This window comes from Rhodopirellula maiorica SM1, from assembly GCF_000346295.1.
Taxonomy (GTDB): domain Bacteria; phylum Planctomycetota; class Planctomycetia; order Pirellulales; family Pirellulaceae; genus Novipirellula; species Novipirellula maiorica.
The window spans coordinates 1-10,051 of record NZ_ANOG01000029.1 but is presented as its reverse complement, the minus strand read 5'-3'; the positions used below and the strand labels follow the sequence as shown (position 1 = coordinate 10,051).

General features: G+C 55.1%; 9 protein-coding genes. 4 read left to right on the top strand and 5 right to left on the bottom strand.

The window, feature by feature from the left end:
- Positions 1–160: 160 nt before the first annotated feature.
- The 4 genes from frr to rpsB form a co-directional block, all read right to left on the bottom strand.
- Positions 161–721: a ribosome recycling factor gene (gene frr / locus RMSM_RS01145; RefSeq protein ID WP_008690221.1), complete on the bottom strand. Its 561-nt coding sequence runs from the start codon at positions 719–721 to the stop codon at positions 161–163.
- Positions 722–809: 88 nt separating this feature from the next.
- Positions 810–1,580 carry a UMP kinase gene (pyrH, locus tag RMSM_RS01140; RefSeq protein WP_008690219.1) on the bottom strand — a complete coding sequence of 257 codons (771 nt, stop codon included), beginning with the start codon at positions 1,578–1,580 and terminating at the stop codon, positions 810–812.
- A gap of 206 nt (positions 1,581–1,786) precedes the next feature.
- Positions 1,787–2,629 carry a translation elongation factor Ts gene (gene tsf, locus RMSM_RS01135; RefSeq protein WP_008690218.1) on the bottom strand — a complete coding sequence of 281 codons (843 nt, stop codon included), beginning with the start codon at positions 2,627–2,629 and terminating at the stop codon, positions 1,787–1,789.
- Between the two features lie 395 nt (positions 2,630–3,024).
- The gene (gene rpsB / locus RMSM_RS01130) at positions 3,025–3,831 is read right to left on the bottom strand and encodes a 30S ribosomal protein S2 (protein ID WP_144057276.1); all 807 of its coding nucleotides are present in this window, start codon (positions 3,829–3,831) and stop codon (positions 3,025–3,027) included.
- A gap of 492 nt (positions 3,832–4,323) precedes the next feature.
- Between rpsB and RMSM_RS01125 the strand changes: the two genes are divergently transcribed.
- The 3 genes from RMSM_RS01125 (at position 4,324) to cysK (ending at position 8,486) form a co-directional block, all read left to right on the top strand.
- Positions 4,324–6,228 carry a 2-oxoacid:acceptor oxidoreductase subunit alpha gene (locus tag RMSM_RS01125; RefSeq protein ID WP_040763409.1) on the top strand — a complete coding sequence of 635 codons (1,905 nt, stop codon included), beginning with the start codon at positions 4,324–4,326 and terminating at the stop codon, positions 6,226–6,228.
- Between the two features lie 71 nt (positions 6,229–6,299).
- On the top strand, positions 6,300–7,310 hold the full coding sequence (locus RMSM_RS01120) for a 2-oxoacid:ferredoxin oxidoreductase subunit beta (protein ID WP_008690211.1): 1,011 nt from the start codon (positions 6,300–6,302) through the stop codon (positions 7,308–7,310).
- Between the two features lie 234 nt (positions 7,311–7,544).
- Entirely contained in the window at positions 7,545–8,486 is a 942-nt protein-coding gene (gene cysK, locus RMSM_RS01115) for a cysteine synthase A (RefSeq protein WP_040763407.1), read from the top strand.
- Between the two features lie 617 nt (positions 8,487–9,103).
- Here cysK and RMSM_RS01110 read toward each other — a convergent pair.
- Positions 9,104–9,673, bottom strand: coding sequence for a hypothetical protein (locus tag RMSM_RS01110; protein ID WP_081613959.1), 570 nt, complete (start codon positions 9,671–9,673; stop codon positions 9,104–9,106).
- A gap of 178 nt (positions 9,674–9,851) precedes the next feature.
- Between RMSM_RS01110 and RMSM_RS01105 the strand changes: the two genes are divergently transcribed.
- Positions 9,852–10,051 (top strand): hypothetical protein (locus RMSM_RS01105; protein WP_008690202.1); only part of this gene is annotated, 200 nt, incomplete at its 3' end.

Here is a 10,051-nt window from a genome sequence, read left to right as displayed (position 1 = left end):
CCGGTGGTTAACACCACCGGCATGAATTGTGTCGGCCTCCGGCCTTAAAAAAAGAACGAATGCGAGTTGTTAGAGTCACCCTAAGCCGGACGTTCTCTAGAAATTACCGGCTAGGAAATCGGCATTCGTCGCGGCCAAGCCCCCGCCAGACGCTGCGGTGCTAGCTGTCGAGCACTTCGGACTCGCGATTTTTCGCGAGTTCGGCTGCTTGCGCCTCGTATTTCTTGGTCAATTCTTGGACGTCTTCCTTCATGCGATCGCGATCGTCCTCGGAGATCTCTTTTGCCTTTTCCGCGTTATCGATGGCCTTATTGGCATCACGACGGATATTACGAATCGCGACCTTCGATTCTTCGGACAATTCCTTGATCCGCGAAACCATTTTCTTTCGCACTTCGGTGGAAAGCGGTGGGACATTCAAACGAATGATGCGTCCATCATTTTGCGGGTTCAGCCCCAAGTCGCCGGCAACGATCGCCTTTTCGATTTCTTTGATCGTCCCCGCATCGTAGGGGCGGATCACGATTTGTTGGGGCTCGGGTGTTCCGATCGAAGCAAGTTGTTTTAGCGGAGTTGCCGAACCGTAGACTTCGACTTTCAACGAGTCCACCAAGCCTGGGTTCGCACGTCCAGTGCGAATTCCGGCCAAGTTATGGCTGAGAACGGAGATCGCTTTTTCCATACGTTCTTCGGCATCGAGAAGCACATCATCGGTGGACATCTTGCATCCTTGGGAATGGGGTAACAGGGGGAGACTAGAAATAGTTGTTGTAACGCAATGTATCGACAGCGACGCTGATTTGTTCTTTTCAGCTGTTCTTTTCAGCGCCGATCCATGTTCCGACGTTTTCGCCCGAGATTGCTCGAACGATGTTGCCATTCTTTTTAAAGTTAAAGACCACAATCGGCTTTTTGTGTTCGCTGCATAATGCAATCGCGGTGGCATCCATCACTCGCAAGTTCTTTTCCATGACGTCGCTATAGGTCAGCGATTCGTACAGCACGGCGTGTGGATTCTTTTCCGGGTCGTCGCTGTAAACGCCATCGACACGAGTCGCCTTGAGTACCACGTCGGCTTCGATTTCTAGCGCTCGCTGCGCCGCCGCGGTGTCGGTAGTGACAAACGGGTTGCCGATACCGGCGGCAAGAATCACCACTCGGCCGCGTGTCAGATGACGCAGCGCTCGGCGGCGGATAAAGGTTTCAGCAATCTTATCGGTCGGGATCGCCGACATCACTCGGGTTTGCAAGCCGTGTGCTTCGAGCGCGTCTTGCATCGCGAGCGAGTTGATGATCGTGGCAAGCATTCCCATGTAGTGCGCGGTCGCTTCATGGACCAGCGAATTACTGCCCGAAAATTGAGCACCGCGGAGGATATTGCCGCCGCCGATCACGATCGCAATTTGGCAACCGGTGTCGTGCGCTAATTTGATCTGACGAGCGATCTCGCCCGACTCTTCACCGCTGATGCCACGTCCGCCGGAATCAGCGAGACTTTCGCCGCTAAGTTTTAAGACGACGCGTTTGTAATGCAGAGGAGCGTTGACGTCGGAGCCATCCGACTGGGAAGCGTCAGACATGGTGTTTGAGACTTTCGCGTTTGAAAAACCGGGTAGGATTGAAAACCAGGGTGTTGTTATTGATGGTGAATCGCGGCGATCGCGATATTACGGCCAGTGCTAAGCATAACGGAAAGTATACGAAAAAACCTCGCCGGTCCGATGGGGGACAAGCGAGGTTATCGCGGTTTGCAGTCGCCACCGCAGCGGTGGCAATCGAGCCTGGATTAGGCGTCGATTTTTTCGCCGATGACCCAGTGCCAGTAATTCTTGACGGTCATGCCGTTGGCTTTGGCGTATTCGCCTACCGATTGCTTGTCGTCTTTGACAAACGGTTGCTCGAGCAAGCAGCGTTCCGCATAGAACTTTTGCATCCGGCCATCGACCATTTTTTCGGCGATGTTTTGTGGCTTACCTTCCGCGAGGGCAGCTTCCAACAAAACTTCACGCTCGCTGGCGACCACGGCGGGATCGATCGAGTCTTTGCTCAAGCTTTCCGGACGCATCGCAGCGATGTGCATCGAAACGTCTTTGGCTGCGTCGTCGTTGCCACCTTCGATTTCGACCAAAACGCCCGCGGTGGTTCCCGCGTGGTGCATGTAGCCGCCACAGGTGCTTTCGACGCGGATCATGCGGCCGACTTTGAAGACTTCGCGGATGCGATTGAACATGTCTTCTTTTTGCGTCGCCAAAGTGGTTCCGGGTTGCGAAGGCGAGTCTTGAGCAAGCAATTCGTCGGCGTTGGCGGCACCAGGACCGGTTGCATATTGCTCAGCCAAATCCGCAGCCAATTGGATGAACTGCTCGTTGGTGGTCACAGGAGCGCTTTCGCACAGCAATTCGACCATCGCGCCGACCTTTTTGTCGGTACCGATGTAGAGACCGAAACGACCAAATGCCGTTTCGCGATCGCTACGCTTGTCGGCGAGAGCTTGGCCCTTTTTACGAAGAAGCTCAACCGCCTTATCTTCGTCGCCACCCGCTTCGGTCAACGCTTTTTTGCAGTCCATCATCGGCAATCCCGTACGCTCACGGAACGCCTTCACCGCTGCCGCAGTGATATCAGCCATCTCTTCATCTCCAACGTATAAAAAACAGTTTGTATGGTTGCTTGCCACTTTCGGGAGAGCCGATTCACTCTCATTTAGACGACAAGCTTTAGGCACATGCCATTTTTGAACAAGCGACTTCGGGCTTTTATCGCAATTATCGCTATTTTTTAATCATCCTCACTAGAAACCATGCGGTGAGGGACCGCGAGCAATGGTGCCCGCAGATCTTGGACAGCGACGCGTTTGTGATCAAGCCGCAACCCGCACCACAGCCGATCACCAGCGAACCGCATTGCGACTCGTGAAATCGGGACGGCTGCCATGCCGAGCGATGGAAGGGGGCCCAACAAAGGTGAGCCCGCACAACCGGGGGCGTCCCAAAACGGCCCCCTCAAAAAATCGTCCTGAAAAAACTAGCCTTCGGTCGCAGGCGATTGAGCTTCTTCGGCCTTCGTTGCTGCCGCAACCATTTCTGCTTCCGTGCCGGTTGGCTTGGTTTGCTGAGGCTGAGGGCTGCTTTCGGTCGCCGATTGTCCCTTGCCTGCGATGACCGCGTCGGCAAGCTGCTTCATGATCAATTCGATACTGCGGATACCATCGTCGTTACCAGGAATCGGCAAGTCGACTTGCGTTGGATCGCTATCGGTATCGATCAACGCCACGGTGGTGATGCCAAGGCGTTTTGCTTCACGAATCGCGTTGCGCTCTTTGCCTGGGTCAACGATGAACAAGCACTCGGGCAAGCGGTTCATGGTACGCAAGCCGTTCAAGTTGCGGTACATCTTGCGATGCTCGCGATTCAGTGCCGACTGCATCTTCTTGCTGTAGTTGTCCATGGCGCCGGTTTGACGCATGTTTTCCAATTCTTCCAAACGGCCAAGGCGGCTGCGAATGGTACGAAAATTGGTCAACGTGCCACCCAACCAACGCTCGCTGACGAAGGGCATGCCACAGCGGAGCGATTGCTCTTCGAGTGCTTCGCCGGCTTGACGCTTGGTTCCGACAAACAGGATCAAACTGCCACCCGCGGCAACTTGGCTGAGATATTTTTTAGCTCGCAACAGACCGCGAAGGGTTTCGCGGATGTCCATGATGTGAATCTGGTTCTTACGACCGAAGATGTACGGAGCCATCTTCGGATTCCACAAACTGGTGCGGTGACCGAAGTGGACACCCGCTTCGATCATTTCTTGAACGATAGGACTAGATGGAGTGGACATCGAGCGAAATTTTTCCTTTTCGAAAGGGGACCGTCTGCGGGCTACGAGAATCGCTAGCGAAGGCTTCGCAACGAATTCCAGGGCATTCGAGGCCGCCAGTCATTTGGCATCCTCACACGCCCTTCGTCCCATCTTGCAAGCGGCAAAACAAGTTTAGAAAGCTACGGAGAGACAGTCGCCGCAGCTAAGCGAAGTGCGGAGGTTAGCGGAATCGAGACATTTGAGCAAGGGAGTACGTTTTATCGTCAGGAGAGGCGAAAATATTGCAATCAATCCAAGGTTTGTGGGCGACAAAATGTCGCTATTCTGAACTTGTTTTTTTCTTTTCTGTCTTATTTTCAGAGAAAGCGTCGAGGTGGACATTACGTTTCGATGCCCAAAATATAGAATTCGGATAAGTTTGCGAATCCGAATGATCGATACAAACACTATATCTTCACTCAATACATCCATTCCCAATGGAGGTGCGTTTCCACGCATCCAGCGAAGCTCATGACGGCCTCTCCGACCACCATAAAAGACGTATCTACCGTTTCCGGCATTACTGTTCGCCTCGCAGGCGACTCTGGGGACGGGATGCAGCTACTCGGCACCCAATTGACCAACACCAGTGCGTTGGCGGGGAATGATGTGGCCACTTTCCCCGATTTCCCGGCGGAAATCCGCGCCCCACGGGGTACCCGTGCAGGGGTCAGCGGTTTCCAAGTCCGCTTCGCCAGCGAAGAAATCTTCACTCCTGGCGACCATCTTGACGCTCTGGTCGTCATGAATCCGGCTGCAATGGTCACCAATTTGGGTGACTTGCGCAAAGGCGGAATCCTGATCGCAAACGAAGATGGATTCAACGAAAAGGAGTTCAAGCTCGCCAAAGTCGAGTCGAATCCATTGGACGCCAATGTGATCGAAGAGGTTTACCGGGTCATCAAAGTGCCAATGACCGCACTGACTCGCGAAGCCGTTGCGGCCCATGGTTTGAGCCAAAAAATCGCCGATCGCTGCAAAAACTTCTTTGCGATGGGATTGGTGTATTGGCTGTTTGGCCGCTCGCTTGATCCGACGCTGCGGTTCATTCAAGACAAATTCGGCAAAAAACCTGATATTGCGGCAGCTAACGAAGCAGCCTTGCGTGCCGGTTGGGCGTACGGCGAAACAACCGAAGCGTTCGGCGAAAGCTATCAAGTCGAGGCAGCCGAACTCGAAAAAGGCACCTACCGCAACATGATGGGCAACCAAGCCCTCGCCTGGGGATTGGTCGCCGCATCAAAGCTCAGCAGCAAAGACATGTTCTACGGAACGTACCCGATCACGCCTGCCAGCGACATTCTGCATGAATTGACGCGGTTCAAAAACTTTGGCGTGCGAACGTTCCAAGCCGAAGACGAAATCGCTGCCGTTTGTGCAACGATCGGAGCCGCGTTTGGTGGTACCATGGCTGTCACCGCCAGCAGCGGTCCCGGCATTGCACTAAAAGCCGAAGCCATGGGCTTGGGCATGATGCTTGAACTGCCCATGATCGTGATCAACGTTCAACGGGGTGGTCCGAGCACCGGATTGCCAACGAAGACCGAGCAGAGCGATTTGCTGCAATGCATGTTCGGCCGAAACGGCGAGTCTCCGCTGCCTATCCTGGCACCACGATCGCCTGGAGATTGCTTTGATATCGCCGTGGAAGCTTGGCGAATTGCGACCGAGTGCATGTGCCCGGTGGTGATTTTGTCCGATGGCTATATCGCCAACGGCAGCGAGCCATGGAAGATCCCCGACGTGGCGAAGCTTCCTAAAATCGTGGTCACGCACCCCGAAGGCGCCGATCCAGACGAGCCGTTCATGCCGTACGCACGTGACGAAAATTTGGCGCGTCCGTGGGCGATCCCAGGCACCGAAGGGCTGATGCATCGTCTCGGTGGATTGGAAAAAGAAGATGGCACCGGGAACGTCAGCTACGATCCGGCCAACCACCAACACATGACGGACACGCGAGCCGCCAAGGTCAGCCGGATCGCCGAACGAATTCCCGATCAAGATGTCTACGGCGAAACCAGCGGCGATGTGCTGGTGATTTCGTGGGGCGGAACCTATGGCTCATGCCATACCGCTGTTCGCAATTGCCGCAACGCAGGCCACTCGGTCAGCCACGCCCATTTGCGTTACATCAACCCAATGCCAAAGAATTTGGGCGAACTCATGAAGGGCTTCAACAAGGTGGTCGTGCCTGAGTTGAACACGGGACAATTACGAATGCTGCTGCGAGCGAAGCACTTGGTCGACTGCATCGGCGTCAACAAAATCCAAGGAAAACCATTCGCAGTCAGCGAGCTGGTCGAAGCGATCGAAGAACATGTTTCGACCGCCGAAGGTGGCAAGTCCAAGACTGGCGTGCGAAGCAAAGCGGGTTAACGGAGACGGACCGTCCCCAACCCACTTTCGTTCCCCCGATTAGCAACATACTTAATTCGAATCTTTCTGAAATGAATCTTCCTGTTTTAAAAGCGGCCGACTTTGCTTCGGACCAAGACGTTCGTTGGTGCCCCGGATGCGGCGACTATTCGATCTTGGCGCAAATGAAAAAAGTGCTCCCCGAACTGGGTGTGCCTCGTGAAAAGACCGTGTTTATCAGCGGGATCGGCTGCAGCAGCCGATTTCCGTACTACATGAACACCTACGGAATGCACAGCATCCATGGTCGCGCACCGACGTTTGCAACGGGACTGAAATCAACTCGGCCCGACTTGATGGTGTGGGTGATCACGGGCGATGGCGATGCGTTATCGATCGGCGGCAATCACTTTATCCATTGCCTTCGCCGAAACTTGGACGTCAACATCGTCCTGTTCAACAACCGGATCTACGGCTTGACCAAGGGCCAGTACAGCCCGACGAGTACCGAGGGGCAAATCACCAAGAGCACTCCGATGGGATCGATTGACCATCCGCTGCATCCGTTGTCAGTCGCACTTGCGGCCGAAGCCACGTTTGTCGCGCGAAGCATTGATGCCCACGTCAAACACCTCGGCGAAACGCTAAAGCGAGCAGCCGAGCACAAAGGCACCTCGCTGGTCGAGGTCTACCAAAACTGCAACGTGTTCAACGATGGTGCGATGGCTTACGCCCAAGAACGCAAGCAGCGGGCTGAGAACGTGGTGGAACTTGAACATGGCAAGCCGCTGATCTTTGGCACCAACAGCGACAAAGCAGTGCGATTGGTCGGCAACCACCTCGAAGTGGTTAACGTCGCCGATGTGCCCGCGGACGATCTGCTGATTCATGACGAAAAAGAAATGAATCCGTCGATCCAAATGATGCTGGCTCGGATGCGATACCCTGAAATGCCTGAACCGATTGGCGTGCTGCGAGCCGTTGAAGGGGTCGCCACTTACAACGACCAAATCAATGACCAAGTTACCCTTGCCAAACAGAAAAAAGGCGAGGGCGACCTGCAGGCGCTCTTCAATTCAGGCGATACCTGGGAAGTCGCCTAAGGGCCGAGCCAAAGGTAAATTTAGGGGCAGCGAAAACAAAAGATTTGACCACTTCCGCTACCACCACCCCTAACTCTGATTCCGGACACATTATTTGCTTGAGCGAATTGGAACGCTCAAGCGAATCTGACCTCAGCTGACAACGCTGAGGCGTGAACCCGCGTGCGGACTGCCTCTTCGCAGTTCGTTGCCGCGCTCTTTCTATCCGTTGCAACTCTTAATTTGGAAATTGATATGCCCCGCGGAAAAACTTATTCGGATGCTTCCAAAGCCATCGGCGATACCCCGATGATCCAAATCAATCGACTGGTTCCTGCGGATCATGCGACGGTGTTTGCGAAGTGCGAGTTCTTTCAACCGCTCAACAGCGTGAAAGACCGTATCGGCGTCGCGATGATCGAAGCGGGCGAACGAGATGGCAAGATCAACAAAGACACGCACATCATCGAACCGACCAGCGGCAATACCGGAATCGCATTGGCATTTGTCTGTGCAGCCAAAGGCTACAAGCTGACCCTGACCATGCCCGAATCGATGTCGGTCGAGCGCCGAGCCCTGCTGCGTGCGATGGGAGCCACGCTGGTTTTGACTCCTGCCGCCGAAGGGATGAAGGGAGCGATCAACAAAGCGGGCGAATTGGTCAGCGAAGACAGCAACGCCTACATGCCCCAGCAGTTCGAAAACCCTGCAAACCCTGCCATTCACGAAGCCACCACTGGTCCTGAAATTTGGGCGGACAGCGGCCAGAACATCGACGTTTTGGTTGCCGGTGTCGGTACGGGTGGGACAATCACGGGAGCAGCACGCTACCTGAAAAAGCAGAATCCAAACTTTAAAGCAATCGCGGTCGAGCCGATCCATTCGCCTGTGATCAGCGGAGGCGATCCTGGGAAACATCGTATCCAAGGAATCGGGGCTGGCTTTATCCCCAAGAACCTCGACACCTCGATTGTGGACGAAGTGGTCAAAGTCGATGACGAAGACGCGTTCGAGTGGGGCCGCAAACTCGCCAAAGAAGAAGGCATTGTGGCGGGGATCAGCAGCGGAGCGAACATGTGGGCGGCTGCACAAGTCGCCGCTCGCCCCGAAATGAAGGGCAAGCGAATTGTCACGATCATGTGCAGCCTTGGTGAACGCTACCTCAGCACGCCGCTGTTCGGCGACCTGGGCATGTAGATCCACAGCGACTCCGGCAAAGACCATCAGCCGGAGCATCGGTCGCCCCAATAATCGACATCAGTAGCGGCACGGCGCGAACCCAATGCCATCTACTTTGGCAACCATTGGGGGATGCTCAAGTAGTGGGATTCGCCAGAATCCCCATCTTTGTTGTTGAAACACCAGGAACTCTGGCGAGTCCCACTACGAAAGCAGATGGCATTGGGCGCGAGCTGTCCGGTTGCGGCGAGTAGAACGTTCGGTTTAGACCGAGCGAGGCCCCGCGCCGCACCGCTACAAACGCCACCTGTTTTTTGCCAAAGTAGATGGCATTGGGCGGGCGGGCCGTACCGCGAACAAAGCAAATCGCAACGCTCTGGCGATGCACCGGAACCCCGGATCGCCGTAACCATTACCTCGGCGCATAAAAAAGGCCCAGGTCTTTGCCCCCCGGTGCGACGCATCTCACAGGATCGTCGCTGAGCTAAAGACCTAGGCCCGAATGCGGTGCTAGAATACCAATCGGCGTTTTGCCCCACACAATGGTGTGCCGATTTGCCCTCCAACAAGATTTGTTATCGGAAATGGCTTAGCGACCAGTTGACTCGGATTGCGAAAAAATTTTTCCGTTTTTTTCAGAGGACGACGCAGTGGGCCATTAGCAGCTGCCACTCTTTCCACTGCACGTCTTGGCATTGGGCGTATAGCGGCGTTGAGCCTGCCTGATTCGCTTGGGCCCCGTTCGCTTCGGCCCTGGTGGCCTCGGCACAGGCGTCGACGAAGTCTTCGGGACTGCGGAATTGGTTTCCGCAAAGTTCGCTCAACTGCGAAATCACAGGATGCTTCCCGACACGGCGGAACCAGTATTTTGCGTTACTGAAATCGCCTTCGCGCCGATGCATGATTCCATGCCAAAAACTGCCCTCTTTTTCGTCGATATCTTGGCTAATCCGATGGCTGCGGTCTAAATCGCCCGCCAAAAGCCATAATCCGCTACTGCACAGCTGGGTCCCCAATGGCGATGACGCGTTGATCGAACCGGCGATGTCGCCACCGCGAAGCTGAGCTTCTAGTGCGGACACGTCACCCCCCGCACTACGGGATCCGTCACCCAGGTCGGGCAACGGCGCGTTTTGAATCGCCTCGATCACGTCGCTCGAGAATCCAGAGAAAGCCTTTGTGCAAAAGGAGTCCAAGTTTGGCAAAACGTCGCCTCGCTGATCTGCAAATGGAATCGGATTTTGGGTTCAACATTGTTCAGCAAGGCTACCGGGACGCCGTCGGGATTGCTAGACTGCGACACGGCGATGACGGCAACTTATATTACAATGGCCTTCATCGTGATTCCCTCTTCGCTTCGCTCCTGCCCCCTGCAGAGACCTGATGACTAACGGCGACAATTCGACTTCTGACCTTCCCGTTTCCGACACATCCGCTGCATCGCCCCCTGCGGGGGCCGATCCCAAGCCCACGACTCCCGATCCAGCCGCCTCGGCGAGCCCGACCGAGCCGGCTGCGAACTCGGCGGACGCGACCGACGCGGACGCAACGGCCAAGGCTGCGGATTCTTCTGCATCAGAAAG

Coding starts and splice junctions, on each gene's coding strand:
- frr (WP_008690221.1), bottom strand. CDS start 721: ATGTCCACCGATGATGTGCTTCTCGATGCCGAAGAACGTATGGAAAAA.
- pyrH (WP_008690219.1), bottom strand. CDS start 1,580: ATGTCTGACGCTTCCCAGTCGGATGGCTCCGACGTCAACGCTCCTCTG.
- tsf (WP_008690218.1), bottom strand. CDS start 2,629: ATGGCTGATATCACTGCGGCAGCGGTGAAGGCGTTCCGTGAGCGTACG.
- rpsB (WP_144057276.1), bottom strand. CDS start 3,831: ATGTCCACTCCATCTAGTCCTATCGTTCAAGAAATGATCGAAGCGGGT.
- RMSM_RS01125 (WP_040763409.1), top strand. CDS start 4,324: ATGACGGCCTCTCCGACCACCATAAAAGACGTATCTACCGTTTCCGGC.
- RMSM_RS01120 (WP_008690211.1), top strand. CDS start 6,300: ATGAATCTTCCTGTTTTAAAAGCGGCCGACTTTGCTTCGGACCAAGAC.
- cysK (WP_040763407.1), top strand. CDS start 7,545: ATGCCCCGCGGAAAAACTTATTCGGATGCTTCCAAAGCCATCGGCGAT.